This is a genomic window from Burkholderia sp. SRS-W-2-2016 (assembly GCF_001931485.1).
Lineage (GTDB): Bacteria > Pseudomonadota > Gammaproteobacteria > Burkholderiales > Burkholderiaceae > Paraburkholderia.
This window is the reverse complement of record NZ_MSDV01000023.1, coordinates 264,668-282,162: the sequence shown is the minus strand read 5'-3', so window position 1 is coordinate 282,162 and position 17,495 is coordinate 264,668. Positions and strand designations below refer to the sequence as shown.

The window sequence follows — 17,495 nt, the reverse complement described above, 5'->3', positions numbered from 1 at the left end:
GGGCGCGCCATTCCACGACGCCTGGCCGCGCTTGCGGGTAATCCCTCGTTGACCCACCCCATCTCATTAACTAGAGTGGCGCGCGTTCGCGTGAAGAATCTACGTTCTTTACGCGAACTTTCCACCCCCCGCACCCGGTTCCGGAAAGCCGGCCGGTGCGAGTATGATTCATTGCCGAAGCTCAGCAGATTTGCCCAGGCGCAGCATCGTGCGCCATTGCCAGACGGCGCACGGTCTTGAGAAAAGCAGCTCGTCGCGGCGGGCTTTTTCGCTTCAGGAGACCATCATGAACCGCAGCCCAGCTGTGAACGTTCAAACGTTCATCAACGAACATCCGTTTTCGCCGTTCCAGTGGCTGATCTTCTTTATGTGTTTCATCATCGTCCTGCTGGACGGTTTTGACACGGCCGCAATCGGCTTCATTGCGCCCTCGCTGATCACCGAATGGGGTATCGACAAACCCGCGCTCGCGCCGGTACTGAGCGCCGCGCTGTTCGGCCTCGCGTGCGGCGCGCTCGGCTCGGGTCCGCTGTCGGACCGGCTCGGACGACGCGTGATGCTGGTCGGCTCGGTCGCGCTGTTCGGCGCCGCCTGCCTCGCCTCCGCGTTCTCGGACACGATCGGACACCTGACCGTGCTGCGCTTCATCACCGGCGTCGGCCTGGGCGCCGCCATGCCGAACGCGGTCACGATGATGGGCGAGTACTGCCCGGATAACCGTCGCGCGACCGTGATCAACCTGATGTTCTGCGGCTTCCCGCTCGGCGCCGCGTTCGGCGGCTTCCTCGCCGCATGGATGATTCCGCATTTCGGCTGGCGCAGCGTGCTGATCCTCGGCGGCATCGCGCCGCTGCTGCTGTTGCTGCTGTTGATCGTGAAGATGCCGGAATCGGTCCGCTACATGGTCGCGAATAACAAGCCGGCCGAGCGGATTCGCGCGGCGCTCGCGCGCATTTCCGGCGACGCGGTGCACGCCGCTTCGTTCACGATGACCGAAACCGCGCCGCAAACCGGCGGCAAGGGCCTCGGCGTGGTGCTGTCGCGTTCGTACATCGTCGGCTCGGTGATGCTGTGGCTCGCGTACTTCATGGGCCTCGTGATCTTCTACGCGTCGATCAACTGGATGCCGATCCTGCTGAAGGACGCCGGTCTCACGCCGCAACGCGCTACCTTGATTTCCGCGCTGTTCCCGCTCGGCGGCGTCGGCGCGGTGCTGGCCGGCGTGCTGATGGACCGCTTCAATGCGAATCGCGTGATCGCGGTGTGCTATGCGCTGACCGCGATCAGCGTGTACCTCATCGGCCAGGCGGCCGGCAACGTCGGCATGCTGGTGTTGATCGTGTTCGTCGCCGGCGTGCTGATGAATACCGCGCAATCGTCGATGCCGGCGCTCGCCGCCGCGTTCTACCCGACCGCGGGCCGCGGCACCGGCGTCGCTTGGATGCTCGGCGTGGGCCGCTTCGGCGGGATCGCGGGCTCGTTCCTCGTGGCCGAACTGACGCGCCGCCACTTCTCGTTCGGCGGCATCTTCGCGACGATCGCGGTGGCCGGTCTGGTGTCGTGTATCGCACTGCTGATCAAACAGGCCGCGCGTCCGCAGGTCGCGGAAAGCGGTGCGTCGAAGGCGGAATCGTTCGGGCATTGAGCGAACGTCCGATGCAATAACGCCACCTGAGCGAAGGCTGCCCGGGTGGTAAATCAGAAAAGCCGCTCTGCAGTTTGCAGAGCGGCTTTTTGTTTGGCGCGGCGCGAACCGCTCAGCTCAGTTCAGCTCAGGACTGCGCCTTGTACGCGGGCAGAGACTGCCCAAGCCGTGCGCCCATTTCCGCACCCAGCGCCTGCAAGCCGCTCGCCGGCCGCACCATCACCTCGAATTCGACGATCCGGCCAGCCTCGTCGAAACGGATCATGTCGATCCCCTTCAACTGTTTGTCCTGCACGGTCGCGCTGAATTCGAGCACGACGTTCAGCCCATCCGGACTACTGAATTCCCGGTAATACGTGAAATCGTTGAGGATCGTGATCACCGTGCGCAGCGCCATCAACAGCGCGGGCGCCGGCGCGTAGGCCTTGAACGCCATCGGCGAGCGGAATACCGCGTCCGGATGAACGATCGATTCGAGTTCGCTGAAATCCTTGTTGTCCACCATCGCGTGCCACGCGTCGAGCGAGCGCGCGACCGCGGGTTGAAGGGCCAAACTGGTCTGACTCATGGAAGCTCCGTTCTCGGGAAAGGGACGACGGCCCGCCGGCGGCGGGACCATACTTCATTGCATTTCACAGCGCGGCCGCGAGCGTCGTGCCCTGGTGGATCGCACGTTTGGCGTCGAGCGCGGCCGCGTCGGCGGCGCCGCCGATCAGATGCACGCGGCAACCGGCGGCTTCCAGTTGATCGGCCAGCTCGCGCAGCGGCTCCTGGCCCGCGCAGATCACCACGTTATCGACCGCGAAGCTGCGCGGCTCGCCGTCGATCGTCACGTGCAGGCCGTCGTCGTCGATACGCTGGTAGTCGACCGCGGACAACATCTCGACGCCGCGCGCCTTCAGCGACGTCCGATGAATCCAGCCGGTGGTCTTGCCGAGCCCGTCGCCGACCTTCGACTTCTTACGCTGCAACAGATGCACGGTACGCTCGCCCCGCTCCAGAGCCGGCCGGCGCAAACCGCCGCGTTCGTGGTACGCGGTATCCACGCCCCATTCGGCGAAGAACCTCGCGGCGTTGCGGCTCGCGCTTTCGCCGTGATGCAGCAGATAGTCGGCCACATCGAAACCGATGCCGCCGGCACCGACGATCGCAACTTCGCGGCCGACCGGCTTCGCGTCGCGCAGCACGTCCAGATAGCTGAGAGCCTTCGGATGGTCCGCGCCGTCGATGCGCAATTCGCGCGGCACGACGCCGGTCGCGATCACCACTTCATCGAAGCCTTCGCGCAGCAGCGCTTCGGCATTCGCGCGCGTGTCGAGCCGTAAATCGACGCCGGTCAGTTCGATCTGCCGCAGGAAATAGCGCAGCGTCTCGTAGAACTCTTCCTTGCCCGGCACTTTCTTCGCGAGGTTGAATTGACCGCCGATCCGCGCATCGGCTTCGAATAGCGTGACCGCATGGCCGCGGCGCGCGGCGGTCACCGCGCATGCGAGTCCGGCCGGCCCCGCGCCGACGACCGCGACCCGCTTGCGCTGAGCCGTGGGTTCGATCACGAGTTCGGTCTCATGGCAAGCCTGCGGATTGACGAGACATGACGTGACCTTGCCCGCGAACGTGTGGTCGAGACAGGCCTGGTTGCAGCCGATGCAGGTATTGATTTCGTCCGCGCGTCCTTCGCGTGCTTTGCGCACGAACGCGGGGTCCGCGAGAAACGGCCGCGCCATCGAGACCATGTCGCACGCGCGGTCGGCGAGCAACTGCTCTGCCAGTTCTGGCGTGTTGATCCGGTTGGTGGCGACCAGCGGCACCGACACCTGGTCCATCAGCCGCTGCGTGACCCACGCATACGCGGCGCGCGGCACCTTGGTCGCGATGGTCGGAATGCGCGCCTCGTGCCAGCCGATGCCGGTATTGATGATCGTCGCGCCGGCCGCTTCGACCGCGCGCGCGAGCTGGATCACTTCGTCCAGCGTGGAGCCGCCTTCGACCAGATCGAGCATCGACAGCCGGTAAATGATGATGAAATCGCGGCCCACCCGTTCGCGCACCCGGCGCACGATTTCGACCGGCAAGCGAATACGGTTCTCATAACTGCCGCCCCAGCGATCGCTGCGCTGATTGGTGCGCGCCACGATGAACTCGTTGATCAGGTAGCCCTCGGAACCCATGATCTCGACGCCGTCATAGCCCGCGTGCCGCGCGAGCGCCGCGCAGCGAACGAAATCCTCGATGGTCTGCTCGACCTCGTCGTCGCTCAATTCGTGCGGGACGAACGGATTGATCGGCGCTTTCACCGCACTCGGCGCGACCAGTTGCGGGTGATACGCATAGCGCCCGAAATGCAGGATCTGCATCGCGATCTTGCCGCCCTCCGCGTGCACCGCGCGGGTAATCAGCCGATGCTTCTCGGCCTCCGCCTCCGTGGTCAGCATCGCGCCGCCGTGCATCGGTCGCGCGCGCTCGTTCGGCGCGATGCCGCCAGTCACGATCAGCCCGACTTCGCCGCGCGCGCGCTCCGCGTAGAACGCGGCCATCCGCTCGAAGCCGTTCGGCGCTTCCTCCAGACCGACGTGCATCGAGCCCATGAGTACGCGGTTTTTCAGCGTGGTGAAACCGAGGTCGAGCGGCTTTAGCAGTTTCGGATAGTGGATCAGATCGTGGCTCATGGGGTTTATGCAACTGGTTGCATTAAGGGTTGGCCGATAATGCAACCAGTTGCATAAACAGTCAAGCGGATGCGAGAATTTTGAAAAGTCCCTCTATCCGTGGCCCTTTTCTTCCTTCTCTTCCCGTACGCACGCCGATGTCTCTACCTCATGCCCTGCTCACCGCCCTCGTTGAACGGTCGTGCTCCGGTTCGGAGCTGGCCTCGCGCTTCGACCGTTCGATCGGCTATTTCTGGCACGCATCGCATCAACAGATCTATCGGGAGCTGGCCCGGCTGGAAGAAGCCGGCCTGATCGAATCGTTGCCCGAGGAGACGACCCGCGGGCGCAAGCGCGGCTACCGGATTCTGTCCGCCGGGCGCAGCGAGTTGAAACGATGGATCACGCTGGAGGAAGAACCCGCCGCGCTTCGCGACGAATTCATGGTGCGTCTGCGGGCCGAGGCCGCGGTCGGACCGACCGGGCTGGAGAAAGAGGTCCAGCGCCGCATCGGGCTGCATCAGGCGAAGCTCGCGTTGTATCAGGAGCTCGAGAAGAAGGACTTTCCTCAGGAGCCCGAAGATCGTAAAGCGGCGCTGCAGCTCCTGGTGCTGCGAGTCGGGATCAGCTATGAGAAGAACTGGCTCGACATTCTGGAGGCGGCGCTGGTTGCGCTGGGCAAGCCCGGTGGTAGGTCGCCGCGGGCCGGCGGGTCGGGCGATCATCGATGATCCGCATCTCGCAGCCACGCACGCGCGCGCGGAAACCGACCAGCACGAACCCTGCGGGCGCCCCCACTCCCAGAGCATCCCCCGCCACTTCCCGCTAAACTACGCCCTCATTCACCACGCGCCCGCAGGCCCGCGCCCGGCGACCCTCGCCGCTGCCACGCCGCCGCGCGTCTCTTGTCAGGATTTTCGGTAATGAAACGCGTAGTCGTAACCGCGCTCGTCGCGCTGTGCGTCGCGCAGCCGGCCACTCAGGCCGTCGCGCAGACAGTCAGCGATCAATGCTCCGCGCTCGGCGATATCGCCGGCCAGGTCGTCGGATGGCGCGCGCACAAGAAAACCAAAGCGCAGGCGCTCGAGCAGGCCGCCCGCTACTACAAGGGCCCGGCCGACCGCGCGGCCGTCGATGCGATCATCGAGAAAATCTTCGCCCCCGACGCGCCGCGCATGACGCCCGATCAGGCGAACATGGCGGTCACGGCGGAGTGCCTGGACCGTCAGAAAGGACCGGCATCGTCGACGCAGTGATGCCGGCTCGCGCCGGCCCTCACCGCGCGGCGCGCAGCCACGCAAGCAACCACTCACGTAGCCACACGCTCAGCCACGCAGCCGGCGCGCGGCACCAGCATCACTACCACCGCGAACGTTATCGCCGCCGGAACGCATCCAGCGACGACAACGCGTTGCCGTGGAAATCGAACAACGTGTTGTTGTCCCACTGATCGCCGGCGCCCACTTCCCAGCCGACGTTCGGCGTCGGGATCCATTCCGGCTCCCACCAGAACACGCCCTTGCCGTGACCGTTGGGGATCGCCTTGACGATGTCGGTGACCGCGCCGAGAAACTGCGCCTGTCCGGCCGGCGTCTGCGGATACGGCGACGTGCCCACGTTGGTCATCGAGTTCGGTTCGGAGTCGCCATCGCTGGTGGTCCACGGATACGCGGTTTCGACGACCATCACATCCTTGTCATAACGCGTCGCCAGATCGTTCGCGTTGCCCTGCAGGTCGCTGAACGAACCCTGCCATTGCGGGTAGTACGACAGCCCGATCACATCGAACGTGACGCCGCGCTGCGTCATCGCGTCGAACCACCAGCGGCTCGTCGCGTTGTTGCCGCCGCTGTCGATATGCAGCATCACCTTAGTCCGCGCATCGACGCCTTTGACCGCGTCGTGACCGGCCTTCAGCAGCGCCGCGAGATTGTCGAGCTGATCGTACTTGCCGAGCGGCCACAGCATCCCGCCGGTGATCTCGTTGCCGATCTGCACCCACTCCGGATGCACGCCGTCGCGCTTGAGCATCTGCAACACGTCCGACGTATACGCCGACAGCAGCGCGCAGGTCTCCGTGATGTCCTTGCCGGCCCACGCGTGCGGCGGATACTGCTTGCCCGGATCGGCCCACCAGTCGCTGTAGTGAAAGTCGATCAGCACGCGCAAGCCGAGCGCGGCCGCGCGGCGCGCGAGGATGCGCGCGTGCTCCGCGTTGTTCCAGCCGGCCGCCGGACTCTGATTGGCCGGAAAGAAGTTCGGGTTGCCCGGATCGTTCCACACCTTGATCCGGATCGAGTCGACGCCGTGATCCTTCAGGATCGCCAGGCAATCGCGCGACTTGCCGTGCTCGTAGTACTTCGCGCCGTTCGCTTCGAGTTCGAGCAGCGTCGACACATCCGCGCCCATCGCGAAGCGGTTCGCGAGCGCGGCGGCCGCAGCGGAATCATTGCCCTGACCACCGCGTTGCTGATCGCCGCCCTGATTACCTTGCCCACCTTGACCGCCCTGACCGCCCTGCGCCGCGAAACCCGGCACACTGACTGCCGCGCCGACGCCCGCCGCGGCAGCGCCCGCGAGCCATCCCAGTAGTTCTCTTCGGTTCATCCGTCATCCTCCATGTATTGAATGGCGGCTTTTGACGAGCCGCCTGATCTGGTTTGATGCGTCCGTGCTGCAACCTTCGAGTTTCAGACTGCGTTGCTTCTACTGCGCCGGGCGTGACCGACCGCCCGTCTTTACGACTGCATAACTGCCCACCGGCCAGCGCGACCGCGATCGCGCCGGCCGCCGGATCACGCGTCTTGCCACACGCAAAGCTCGCCGGTTTGCAGACGCGGCTCACCCAGCACGAACGTCGCGTTGCGCGGCGCCGGCGCCTGCACCGCCTGCTCGCCGAAGTTGAATGCGAACGTCAGCCCGCCGCGCCGGCGCAGCCGCAGTCCATCGGCAAGCAACTGCGTTTCGAGACCGGCGTCGCGCGCCGCCTGCTGCAACACCGTGCGATGCAGTTCATGCGACAGCCAGCCGGCGACGTAGCGCACGTTGCCGTGCGTCAGCAGCGCCGGCCACGCATCGTCGAAACGCGCGGCAATGCGCGTCTCGCCGTTCGCGCGCACATGCTCGCGCCAATGCAGCGCGTGGCCCTCGGTGCCGTCGATCGTGAGCGCGGGCGCCAGCGACGCGCGCAGCGTTTCGACTTCCAGCACCTGGATCGGCAGCACGCGCTGCAATGCGCCGGGCGGCAGATTGCCGGGGATCGCGAACTCGCCGGTCTTCGAGCCGCTGCGCGGACCGAACACCCATTGCGCGCGGCTGTGGGCGATCTGCTCGACCAGTGCGTCGTCGATCGTCGCGAGACTCGGCACGACAACCAGTTGGTAGCCCGAAACATCGGCGCGGCTCGACACGATATCGACATCGAGCCCAAGTTCGCGCAGCGCTTCGTAGTAGTCGAATACCAGCGTCTGATAGTCGAAACCCTTGCCGTGGCGCTGGATCTCGAACATCCATTGCGACTCGTAATCGAACAGCAGCGCGACGGCCACGCGCGACGGCGCGGCGAGCTTCGACAGCGCCGCGCTACCGGCAATCTCGCGCGCCGCCTGCTGCACTTCGAGACCACCCGGCGACAACTCGTTATTCGGCAGATTGAGCCCGGAATGCATCTGCTCCTGGGCATACGGGCACTGCCGCCAGCGGAAATACGACACCAGTTCCGCACCGTGCGCGAACGCTTCATACGCCCACAGCCGCACCATCCCGCGCGCGGGCACCGGATTCCACGGCGCCCAGTTCACCGGGCCGGCCTGCTGCTCCATCACCCAGAAACGCCCGGCGCCGACGCCGCGGTAACGGTCGTGATCGAACGCGGACACATCGGGGTGGCCAGTGCGCGCAAACCGCGCCTTCTGTTCTTCGGGCAATGCAATCGATTCGGTGCGCGCGATCGGATAGCTGTCCCATGCGGCGACGTCGATCGCGTTGTCTTCAGTGAAGCGGTAATGATCGAAGGTCGTGAAAAAACCCATGAAGTTGTGCAGCAAATCCGCATTCGGTGCGTGTTCGCGCAGCACGTCGATCTGCTCGCGATGAAAGCTCGCCACTTCGTCGGACATGAAGCGGCGGAAGTCGAGCAGATGGATCGGATTCGCGTCGGTGGGCGTCAGGTTCGGCAGGCCGATCGCGTCGAACGACGGATACTCCATACTCCAGAACACGTTGCCCCACGCTTCGTTCAGCGCGCCGACAGTTTCGTAGCGGCGCTGCAGCCACCCATGAAAACGCGTCAACGCCGCCGGCGAATAACTCGGCACCGTCTCGTGGCAACCGAGTTCGTTATCGGTCTGCCATGCAACGATCGACGGATGTCGTCCATAGCGTTGCGCCATCGCGGTCACGATCCGCACGCATTCGCGCCGGTACATGTCGCTCGAAATATCGTAGTGACGGCGCGAACCGAAATTCCAGCGCGTGCCGTCCGCGCGCACCGGCAGCATGTCCGGATGCGCATCGATCAGCCACTTCGGCGGCGACGCGGTCGGCGTGCCGAGCACCAGTTTCAGGCCGGCCTTCGCGAGCGTGTCGACCGCTTCGTCGAGCCATTGCCAGTCGAATTCGCCGGCGCGCGGCTCCATCCGGCTCCACGCGAATTCGGCGATCCGCACGTGGGTGATGCCGAGTTCGACCATCCGTTGCGCGTCGTCGGCCCACATCTCGCGCGGCCATTGTTCGGGGTAGTAGCAGACACCAAGTTGCATGTGAAAGTCTCGTTGTGAGTTGACGGCCCGGCCCGCGGGCTGGCTCGCGGTTTATCCCTTGCTCGCGCCGAACGTCAGCCCGGCGACGAAATGACGTTGCATCGCGAAGAACATCAGCACCGACGGCAGCGCGGCCAATACCGAGCCCGCCGCGACCAGATTCCACGCGGTGGTCCACTGCCCTTTGAGCGCGGCGACGCCGACCGTGATCGGCGCGGCCTCATCGCCTTGCGTGAGGCACAGCGCCCAGAAGTAGTCGTTCCACACGAACGTGAACACGAGAATGCCGAGCGCCGCGAGCGCGGGCCGGATCAGCGGCAGCACGATGCGCAGGTAGATCATCCATTCGCTCGCGCCTTCCACGCGCGCCGCCTCGATCATCTCGAACGGCAGCTGCTTGATGAAGTTGCGCAGAAACAGCGTGCAAAAGCCGGTCTGAAACGACACGTGAAAGATCACCAGCGCCCACACGGTATTGAACAGTCCGAACTTCAGCGCCATGTCCCGCACCGGAATCATCAGGATCTGGATCGGCACGAAATTGCCGGCGACGAATGCGAACAGCACCGCGGTGTTGCCCGGAAAGCGATAGGTCGCGAGCGCGAAGCCCGCCATCGACGCGAGCACGATCGCACCGATCACCGACGGCACCGTGATCAGCACGCTATTGGCGAAGTAATGCAGCATCGGCGTCTGCGTGAGCGCCGCGCCGTAGTTCTCCAGCAGCGCGAAATGCTTCGGCCACGTCCAGTAATCGCCGTGCATCAGTTCATCTGACGAGCGGATCGACGTGACCAGCACGGCGAGCATCGGCAGCAGCCAGATGAACAGCGCGAGCGGCAGCGACGCTTTATAGAGCGTTCGATTCAGCGGTTTCCAGCGTTCGACGGGAAGTGGATACATGACCTGGTACTCCTGACGTTCAATGAATCAGCGTTCTTCGCGCAGCATGCGGCGCAGATGGAACACGATGTAGACGAGCATGATCGCGAACAGCACGACCGCGATTGCCGCGGAATAGCCTTCGCGGTAGTACTTGATCGCCTGGTCGTACATGTAATAGGCGAGCACGGTGGAGCTATCGAACGGGCCGCCGCCGCTCATCACCGCGATCAGGTCGAAGCTGCGCAGCGCACCGATCACGGTCAATACGACCGCCATGAAAGTGGCGGGCCGCAATTGCGGCAGGATCACGTGCCACAGCAGACGCAGCCCTTTCGCGCCTTCCATCCGCGCGGCTTCGACGACTTCCGGATTGATGCCGGTCAGCCCGGTCAGATACAGCACCATGCAGAACGGCGTCTGCGGCCATAGCGCGGCGAAGATGATCCCGAACGTGACCGTATGCGGGTCGCCGAGTACCGGAATACCGCGTCCGAGAATCAGGCGCAGCAAGCCGAAAGTCGGATCGTAGAACCAGCTGAACACCAGCCCGACCACCACGCCCGACAACACGAACGGCGCGAAAAACAGCGACTTCACGACGCGCATGCCGCGCACGTGCTGGTTCAGATACAGCGCGAACAGCAGACCGAGCGGCGGCGCCAGCAGAAACAGCGCGAGCCAGATCAGGTTGTTCTTCAGCGCCGTATAAAACGTATCGGACTGGAACAGCTCGGTGTAATTGGCCAGACCCGCGAAGGTCTTCGGCGTCATGCCGTCCCAGTTATAAAAGCTCAGCGAAATACTGCTGATGATCGGATAGATCACGCACAGGCAGAACAATGCGCAGCCCGGCAGCAAGAAGAAAAACGCCGCGCGATGCTGGTGACGTCGGGTCGTCGAGACGCGACGGGGCCGCGCCGCGGGCAGGCGGCGCGCTGCGGTATCAGACATGGATCAGGCCTCGGTGGAATGCGCGGGCGACGCGCGCAGCGAAACAACGCACGCGCGGTCGCGGCAATCGCCGGCACACACCGGCCGCCAGAATGCGGCCGGCGCGGCGGGAGTTACTTCTGGTAGATGCGCTTGCGGGTCGCTTCGAGATGCGCGAGCACGCTGTCGAGTTGCGACGGATCGCTATAGAACTGCTGCATGGCCTTCATCCCTTCGTCGGCCATTTCCTTCTGCATATCGCGATCGTAGAACTGCGCAATGCCGCCGCGCGTGTTCGCGAGCGTCTGGAAGCCGACCTTCGAGATCGGATCTTCCGGCTCGGTCGCCTGGCTGTTCGACGGCAACTGGCCCCAGCCCTTCGCGAGTTCCGCATTGATCTTCGGCTGTTCCATGAACGCGAGCAGCTTGCGCGCGTCGGCCTTGTTCTTCGCCTTCGCAGGAATCAGCAGCACGTTGACCGGACCGTCCTCGGCCATCGGCACCTTCGCGTCGATCACCGGGAAGCGGAAGAAGCCGATCTGATCCTTCACCGCCGGCGGGAAGCTCGCCGAGAAGAACGTGCCCATCAGCATCATGCCGGCCTTACCGTTGACGAGGAACGGCGCGATCGAATCGAGATCGTAGGACAGCGCGTTGTCGATATACGCGTGATTGTCGAGCAGCGTCTTCCACGTCGTGTAGACCTTCTTCACGCGCGGATCGGTGTACGGCACTTCGCCGGCCATCAGCTTCTGATGGAACTCGTTGCCGTTGATGCGCAGATCCAGATAGTCGAACCACGCGGCGAGCGTCCAGCTATCGCGCGCGGCCACCGCGATCGGCGCGACGCCGATCGCTTTCAGTTTCTTCGTCGCGTCGAGCAGTTCGTCCCACGTTTTCGGTTCGCCCTTGATGCCGGCCTTCTCGAACAGGTCCTTGCGATAGAAGAAGCCGTACGCGTCATAGCCGAGCGGCGCCGCATACTGCTTGCCCTTATACGTCGATGCTTCCTTGACCGACGCGTATTGCTGCGACCAGCCGTTCTTCGACCAGTCCGGGCTCAGGTCTTCGAGCAGCCCGCGCTGCGCGTAATAGGCCATCCGCTCGCCGTCGTGCCACGACACCACGTCGGGCGGATCCGTCGCGAGCCAGCCGCCCATCTGCACCTTGTACGCTTCCTCGGTGATGTACGTGACTTTCAGATCGATGTCGGGATTGGCTTTCTTGAACTGGTCGAACGCGTCCTGCCAGGTCGAGCGCTGGTTGCCGCGCGCCGATACGTTGACGTTCAGCGTGGCCGCGTCGACCGTGGCGCTGCCGAGCGCGCCGGCCACCATTGCGGCCGCCAGCGACAGCCGTGCAAGACGGCGAAGGCGAAGAGCAATCATCTATGTCTCCTTGTCTACCTTGTTGACCGGCTACGTGGCCGGCGATGTATGCCGCTCTGCGGCGGAATTGAGCATGACGAACCTTTCGCGGGTTCGTCGTTGACGATCGATCAGGCGGCCGCGCCTTCGGGTTCGAACGTGCTACGCCGCAATGCAAGACCCTGTTCGTCGAACAGATGACAGGCCGACGCCGGCACGTGCACGCGAATGTGTTCTCCCGCGCCGAGCGGCGTATCGCCGGGCGCCTTCGCGATCAGCGTGCCGCCCGCGTAGTCCGCGTGGATATAGCTGTGCTCGCCGAGCCGCTCCGACAGCACGGTCGCGCACTGAATGAACTGGTCGTCGCCGTCGAGCCGCAGATGTTCGGGCCGCACGCCGAGCGTCACGCGCTGGCCGCGTTGCAGGCGTTGACCGTCGACGTGCGCGACGAGCTTCACCGCGTCGCCGCCGTGGCTGGCATTAGTTAGCAGTGCGACCGTCACGCGGCCCGGCTCGATCGAGTCGACCGTCGCGTCGATGAAGTTCATCCGCGGCGAGCCGATAAAGCCGGCGACGAAGCGCGACTTCGGATGGTGATACAGCTCGAGCGGCGCGCCGGTCTGCGCGATGCTGCCGAAGCGCTCGGCATCCGCGCCCGCATGCAGCAGCACGATGCGATCGGCGAGCGTCATCGCCTCGACCTGATCGTGCGTCACGTAGACCACGCTCGCATCCGCGAAGCGCTGATGCAGTCGCGCGATCTCCACGCGGGTCTGACCGCGCAGCGCGGCATCGAGATTCGACAGCGGTTCGTCGAACAGAAATACGCCGGGTTCACGCACGATCGCGCGGCCAATCGCAACGCGCTGGCGCTGACCGCCCGACAACGCTTTCGGATGACGCTCGAGCAGACTTTCCAGTTGCAGGATGCGCGCGGCCTCCCGCACCTTGCGCTCGATCACGTCTTTCGGCTGCTTCGCGAGCTTCAGCCCGAACGCCATGTTGTCGAACACGGTCATGTGCGGGAACAGCGCGTAGCTCTGGAACACCATCGCGACGCCGCGCTCGGCGGCGGGCACGTCGTTGACCAGGCGGCCGCCGATATGCAGCTCGCCGTCGCTGAGGTCTTCGAGACCGGCGATCATCCGCAGCAACGTGGACTTGCCGCAGCCCGACGGCCCGAGAAATACGCAGAACTCATGCTGCGCGATCTCCAGATTCACACGCCGGATCACCGGCGGATGGTCGCCGTAGGCCTTCTTTACATCGGTCAAACGAATCGTTGCCATGCTGTCTCCGTCTGCATTTAATCGCTTAAATTTTTTTCGAAAATAAAGCGGCGGCCCTTGTGCGACTGGCATTTAATCGCTTAAATTCGAGTGCGACGAGAAAAGTCATGGTGAGTGTCTCCGCGATGTTTTTCAGGACGTTAGCAATCTCGCGGGCTGCTTGCAACATATGAATCATCTTCCCTACATTTGGGACAACCGAACATGGTCACGCTGTCAGAAGTCGCGAAGCGCGCGCAGGTCACTGCCGCGACCGTCTCCAACGTCCTGCGCAATCGCGACAAGGTACGTCCCGAAACGGCGGAGCGCGTGCTGCGGGCAATCGACGAACTCGGCTACCGGCCGAATCTGAATGCGCGCGCGCTGGCCGAGGGACGTTCGTCGACGCTCGCGTTGATGCTGTCGAACATCTCGAACCCGTTCTACCCCGAGTTCGTGCTCGCCGCCGAGCGCGCGGCGCGCAAGAGCGGCCACTTCCTGATGGTTTGCAATACTGACGATGATGCGGAGATCGGCCGCGCGTATCTGAACCAGATCGCCGGCACGCTCGCGGACGGCGTGCTGGTGATGAACACCGACATCACGATCAACGATCTGTGCGCGTCGGCCACGCATAGCGCGCCGATTCTGCTGGCGATGTGGGAACACCCGGAGTCGCCGCCCGAACTGCCGTGCATCGCGGTCGATTTCGCGCGCGCCGGCGAGCTGGCCGCGCAGCATCTGCTGACACTCGGGCATCGCGACATCGGTCTGTTGATCGGCGACGGTTGCGGCGGTTTGCAGGATGCGCGCTCGAATGGTTTTCGCGCGGCGATGCGCGCGGCCGGTATCGAAGCCGACGCGGCCGCGGTACTGCAGATTCGCGACTCGATCGACGCCGGTTACGCGGCCTGTATGCAGCTGATGGCGAATCGCCCGCAGGTGAGCGCGATCTTCGCGACCAACGACCTGCTCGCGATCGGCGCGGTGCAGGCGCTGATCACGCTCGGCCGCGCGGTGCCGGACGACGTGTCGGTGATCGGCATTACCGACATTCAGCTCGCGCACCAGGTGCATCCTGCGCTGACCACGGTCGCTATTCAGACGGCGGCGGTCGCGGAGTTGTCGATCGAGAGTCTGATCCGGCTGATTCAAAACCCGGCGCAACAGCCGTCGATGGTGCTCGGGCCATCGCCGGAACTGGTGGTGCGGGCGTCGACGGGGCCGTACCGCAAACGCTAACGCCCCCACCACCCCGCCTCAATTCACCCGCTGCTGCGCCATCTTCGTAACGATGTCGAACGCCTTCTGCGTCGCGCCGGCGTCGGCCTCGACCACCGGCGCGATCACGTCGATCTCCTCCCGGGCGGACTCACCGTTGTCGCCGTTGTGCGGATTGAAGCCGCACACCGCGATGCGCGGCTGCGCGAGGCCCGCGCGTTTCAGACCGTCGTGAATCATCTCATCGCAGGTTTCCATACCGCGATCACTGGGGGTTATCGGTAGCGAAGCCACACGAGTTCTGCACGGTATCCTGTCCATTCCCGCAACAGGACTACCGACATGAACCTCAGAGCTCTCCAATGCTTCGTGATTCTCGCGGAGGAACTCAATTTCAGCCGCGCCGCCGAGCGTCTGCATATCGCGCAGCCCGCGCTGAGCCAGCAGATCCGCGCGCTCGAAGAGCGGCTCGGCACGCAACTGGTGGACCGCGCGCGGCGGCCGTTGATGCTGACCGAAGCCGGCCACTATCTATGCACCGAAGCGCGCCAACTGCTCGGCTCGCTAGAACAGATGACCGTAGCCGCGCAGGAAATCGGCGTCGGCCGGCGCGGCTGGCTCAGTGTCGGCTTCACGCGTTCGTCGATGTACAGCGTGCTGCCGCCCGCGCTGAAGAAATTCCACAGAGCCTATCCGCAGGTCGAATTGAAGCTGTACGAAATGCTGACCGAGGAACAGACCGATGCGCTGCGCGATATGCGCATCCATATCGGCATCGGCCGTCAGCCGCTAACTGTAGAAGGCTGCACGTCCTACACGCTGCTGCGCGAGCGCGTGGTCATCGCGCTCGAAGCGGGTCATCCTCTCGCCGCGTGCAAGACACTGCGTATCGCCGATCTCGCCGATACGCCGTTGATTCTTTATCCTAAACACCAGAACGCGCAGTTCAAACGCTCGGTGCTGTCGTTGTATCGCGACGCGGGCGTAACGCCGCTGGTTGCGCACGAAGCTTACGAAATACAAACGGCGATCGCGCTGGTCGGCGCCGGTCTCGGCGTGACGGTGGTCGGCGAATCGGTCGCGCGTCATGGCCGCGCCGACGTGGTGTTCCGGCATCTGGCGGGACCCGGTTCTTCTTACCGCTCGACGCTCGCCGCGACCTTTCGTACCGATGACATGTCCCCGCATCTGCGCGCGTTTCTCGACTGTCTGCCGCCGCCGTTGAACGACGCCACACTATAAGCGCAGTCTTATACAAGCATAAGCAAGCGGTCTTGGACTCCACGCCGCCGCGTTTTTATCATGGATGCTGCGTCGCTCAACCCGGCGCTCCACGATAAAACGCACCGGCGGCTACTTCAGTTAGCGGTCGCACTTACGGTGCATGGGGTCCGCGTCAGTGCCGAAGCACTCGCTCGGACCGACAGGAGACATGCATGACCGCATTCGATGAAACCGCCACGATGCGCAAGGTGTACCGGCGCCTGATGCCGATGCTCTTTGCGATGATGTTCATCAACTATCTGGACCGGATCAATATCGGTTTCGCCGCGCTCGATATGAACAAGCAGCTGGGTTTCAGTCCGGCTGTATTCGGCTTCGCCGGCAGTATTTTCTTCGTCGGCTATATGCTGCTCGAAGTGCCGAGTAATCTCATCTTGCACCGGGTCGGCGCGCGCGTCTGGATCGCGCGGATTCTGCTGACGTGGGGCGCGGTCGCCGCGGCCACCGCGTTCGTGTTCAACGACACCAGCTTTTACGTGCTGCGCTTTCTGCTCGGCGTGATGGAAGCCGGCTTTCTGCCAGGCATCGCGGTCTATCTGACCAAATGGTTTCCGGTGCGCTACCGGGCCCGCGCGGTGGGCGGCTATATCGTCGCCGGCTCGTTTTCGGCGGTGCTCGGCGGCCCGATTTCGACGATGCTGATGACCTACGCGAACGGCATTCTCGGTCTGGCCGGCTGGCAATGGATGTTCATTCTCGAAGGCGTGCCCGCGATGCTGCTGGGTCTGCTCACGCTGCGCATCATGACCGAACGCCCGGCCGACGCGAACTGGCTGACCAGCTCGGAAAAGAACTGGCTCGAAGGAACGCTCGCGGCCGAGCGCGAGGCGGTCGGCGGCAATCGTCACTTTCCGCTGCTGAAGGTCGCCGGCGATATCCGCGTATGGAGCCTCGCGTGTCTGTTCGGCTGCGCGCTGGTCGGCATTTACGGGCTGTTTCTGTGGCTGCCGCAGATCGTCAAGAGCTTCGGCCAACTGAGCAATATCGAGGTCGGTTTCCTGTCAGCCGCGCCGCCGCTGCTCGGCGTGCTCGGCACCTTCCTGATCAGCCGCAGTTCCGACCGCACCGGCGACCGCAAGAAGCACCTCGCATTCGTCTACGGGATGAGCGCGCTCGCGATTGCCGGCAGCGCATATGCGCCGAACCCGGTGATTGCATATCTGTTGCTGTGCGTGACCGGCCTGTTCATCTATGCGGGCAATCCGCTGTTCTGGAGTCTCGCGTCGTCGTTTCGCACCGGCGCGGCGGGTGCCGCAACGATCGCGCTGATCAACACGATCGCGCAATTCGGCGGCCTCGTCGGCCCGTGGAGTATCGGGCTGGTACGCAACGCGACCGGCAACTTCAAACTCGCGCTGCTGACGATCTCCGCGTTCCTGGTCGTCTCGACGATCATCGCGCTGGTCATGCGCGTGACGCCTCCCGAAGACGAAACCGCCACGCTCGCAACCGGCAAGGCCCCACGCCGCGCGTAACCACTCGCACGGCAG

At 64.2% G+C, this 17,495-nt stretch carries 14 protein-coding genes and 1 pseudogene; 6 read left to right on the top strand and 9 right to left on the bottom strand.

All coding sequences use genetic code 11. The features are described from left to right. Window positions 1-286: 286 nt before the first annotated feature. Window positions 287-1,645, top strand: coding sequence for an MFS transporter (locus tag BTH42_RS12005; protein WP_075299416.1), 1,359 nt, complete (start codon window positions 287-289; stop codon window positions 1,643-1,645). Between the two features lie 127 nt (window positions 1,646-1,772). Here BTH42_RS12005 and BTH42_RS12000 read toward each other — a convergent pair whose 3' ends face one another. Continuing rightward, on the bottom strand, window positions 1,773-2,213 hold the full coding sequence (locus BTH42_RS12000) for a nuclear transport factor 2 family protein (RefSeq protein WP_075299414.1): 441 nt from the start codon (window positions 2,211-2,213) through the stop codon (window positions 1,773-1,775). 64 nt (window positions 2,214-2,277) lie between these two features. Next, window positions 2,278-4,299 carry an FAD-dependent oxidoreductase gene (locus BTH42_RS11995; protein WP_372237262.1) on the bottom strand — a complete coding sequence of 674 codons (2,022 nt, stop codon included), beginning with the start codon at window positions 4,297-4,299 and terminating at the stop codon, window positions 2,278-2,280. A gap of 149 nt (window positions 4,300-4,448) precedes the next feature. Here BTH42_RS11995 and BTH42_RS11990 point away from each other — a divergent pair, with 149 nt between their 5' ends. Both BTH42_RS11990 and BTH42_RS11985 read left to right on the top strand, forming a co-directional pair. Continuing rightward, window positions 4,449-5,021: a PadR family transcriptional regulator gene (locus BTH42_RS11990; protein ID WP_075299410.1), complete on the top strand. Its 573-nt coding sequence runs from the start codon at window positions 4,449-4,451 to the stop codon at window positions 5,019-5,021. 192 nt (window positions 5,022-5,213) lie between these two features. Next, window positions 5,214-5,546, top strand: coding sequence for a hypothetical protein (locus tag BTH42_RS11985; RefSeq protein ID WP_075299408.1), 333 nt, complete (start codon window positions 5,214-5,216; stop codon window positions 5,544-5,546). A 118-nt stretch (window positions 5,547-5,664) separates the two neighbouring features. Here the strand turns inward: BTH42_RS11985 and BTH42_RS11980 are convergent, their stop codons facing one another. The 6 genes from BTH42_RS11980 to BTH42_RS11955 form a co-directional block, all read right to left on the bottom strand. After that, the gene (locus BTH42_RS11980; RefSeq protein WP_143752019.1) at window positions 5,665-6,897 is read right to left on the bottom strand and encodes an arabinogalactan endo-1,4-beta-galactosidase; all 1,233 of its coding nucleotides are present in this window, start codon (window positions 6,895-6,897) and stop codon (window positions 5,665-5,667) included. A 188-nt stretch (window positions 6,898-7,085) separates the two neighbouring features. Further along, a complete protein-coding gene (locus BTH42_RS11975; protein WP_075299406.1) occupies window positions 7,086-9,050 on the bottom strand; it encodes a beta-galactosidase in 1,965 nt (654 codons plus the stop codon). 51 nt (window positions 9,051-9,101) lie between these two features. Next, window positions 9,102-9,953 carry a carbohydrate ABC transporter permease gene (locus tag BTH42_RS11970; RefSeq protein WP_075299404.1) on the bottom strand — a complete coding sequence of 284 codons (852 nt, stop codon included), beginning with the start codon at window positions 9,951-9,953 and terminating at the stop codon, window positions 9,102-9,104. A gap of 27 nt (window positions 9,954-9,980) precedes the next feature. After that, window positions 9,981-10,886: a carbohydrate ABC transporter permease gene (locus BTH42_RS11965; RefSeq protein ID WP_075299402.1), complete on the bottom strand. Its 906-nt coding sequence runs from the start codon at window positions 10,884-10,886 to the stop codon at window positions 9,981-9,983. 113 nt (window positions 10,887-10,999) lie between these two features. After that, window positions 11,000-12,253, bottom strand: a complete 1,254-nt coding sequence (locus BTH42_RS11960) for an ABC transporter substrate-binding protein (protein ID WP_075299400.1) — start codon at window positions 12,251-12,253, stop codon at window positions 11,000-11,002. A 110-nt stretch (window positions 12,254-12,363) separates the two neighbouring features. Then, the gene (locus BTH42_RS11955; protein WP_075299398.1) at window positions 12,364-13,521 is read right to left on the bottom strand and encodes an ABC transporter ATP-binding protein; all 1,158 of its coding nucleotides are present in this window, start codon (window positions 13,519-13,521) and stop codon (window positions 12,364-12,366) included. A gap of 204 nt (window positions 13,522-13,725) precedes the next feature. On the opposite strand from BTH42_RS11955, the gene BTH42_RS11950 reads away from it, so the two are divergent. Then, window positions 13,726-14,742 carry a LacI family DNA-binding transcriptional regulator gene (locus BTH42_RS11950; protein ID WP_075299396.1) on the top strand — a complete coding sequence of 339 codons (1,017 nt, stop codon included), beginning with the start codon at window positions 13,726-13,728 and terminating at the stop codon, window positions 14,740-14,742. Between the two features lie 84 nt (window positions 14,743-14,826). Here BTH42_RS11950 and BTH42_RS11945 read toward each other — a convergent pair. Next, a pseudogene (locus tag BTH42_RS11945) lies at window positions 14,827-14,961 on the bottom strand (4-hydroxythreonine-4-phosphate dehydrogenase PdxA); the annotation flags it as partial. Between the two features lie 102 nt (window positions 14,962-15,063). Here BTH42_RS11945 and BTH42_RS11940 point away from each other — a divergent pair. Both BTH42_RS11940 and BTH42_RS11935 read left to right on the top strand, forming a co-directional pair. Continuing rightward, window positions 15,064-15,963, top strand: a complete 900-nt coding sequence (locus BTH42_RS11940) for a LysR family transcriptional regulator (protein ID WP_075299392.1) — start codon at window positions 15,064-15,066, stop codon at window positions 15,961-15,963. A 194-nt stretch (window positions 15,964-16,157) separates the two neighbouring features. Next, a complete protein-coding gene (locus BTH42_RS11935; protein ID WP_075299390.1) occupies window positions 16,158-17,480 on the top strand; it encodes an MFS transporter in 1,323 nt (440 codons plus the stop codon). Window positions 17,481-17,495: the final 15 nt, after the last annotated feature.

Excerpts from the sequence above, each read along its gene's own strand:
- BTH42_RS11960 (WP_075299400.1), bottom strand. The coding sequence starts at position 12,253 with ATGATTGCTCTTCGCCTTCGCCGTCTTGCACGGCTGTCGCTGGCGGCC.
- BTH42_RS12005 (WP_075299416.1), top strand. The coding sequence starts at position 287 with ATGAACCGCAGCCCAGCTGTGAACGTTCAAACGTTCATCAACGAACAT.
- BTH42_RS11980 (WP_143752019.1), bottom strand. The coding sequence starts at position 6,897 with ATGAACCGAAGAGAACTACTGGGATGGCTCGCGGGCGCTGCCGCGGCG.
- BTH42_RS11985 (WP_075299408.1), top strand. The coding sequence starts at position 5,214 with ATGAAACGCGTAGTCGTAACCGCGCTCGTCGCGCTGTGCGTCGCGCAG.
- BTH42_RS11955 (WP_075299398.1), bottom strand. The coding sequence starts at position 13,521 with ATGGCAACGATTCGTTTGACCGATGTAAAGAAGGCCTACGGCGACCAT.
- BTH42_RS11990 (WP_075299410.1), top strand. The coding sequence starts at position 4,449 with ATGTCTCTACCTCATGCCCTGCTCACCGCCCTCGTTGAACGGTCGTGC.
- BTH42_RS12000 (WP_075299414.1), bottom strand. The coding sequence starts at position 2,213 with ATGAGTCAGACCAGTTTGGCCCTTCAACCCGCGGTCGCGCGCTCGCTC.
- BTH42_RS11975 (WP_075299406.1), bottom strand. The coding sequence starts at position 9,050 with ATGCAACTTGGTGTCTGCTACTACCCCGAACAATGGCCGCGCGAGATG.
- BTH42_RS11940 (WP_075299392.1), top strand. The coding sequence starts at position 15,064 with ATGAACCTCAGAGCTCTCCAATGCTTCGTGATTCTCGCGGAGGAACTC.
- BTH42_RS11970 (WP_075299404.1), bottom strand. The coding sequence starts at position 9,953 with ATGTATCCACTTCCCGTCGAACGCTGGAAACCGCTGAATCGAACGCTC.
- BTH42_RS11935 (WP_075299390.1), top strand. The coding sequence starts at position 16,158 with ATGACCGCATTCGATGAAACCGCCACGATGCGCAAGGTGTACCGGCGC.
- BTH42_RS11950 (WP_075299396.1), top strand. The coding sequence starts at position 13,726 with ATGGTCACGCTGTCAGAAGTCGCGAAGCGCGCGCAGGTCACTGCCGCG.
- BTH42_RS11965 (WP_075299402.1), bottom strand. The coding sequence starts at position 10,886 with ATGTCTGATACCGCAGCGCGCCGCCTGCCCGCGGCGCGGCCCCGTCGC.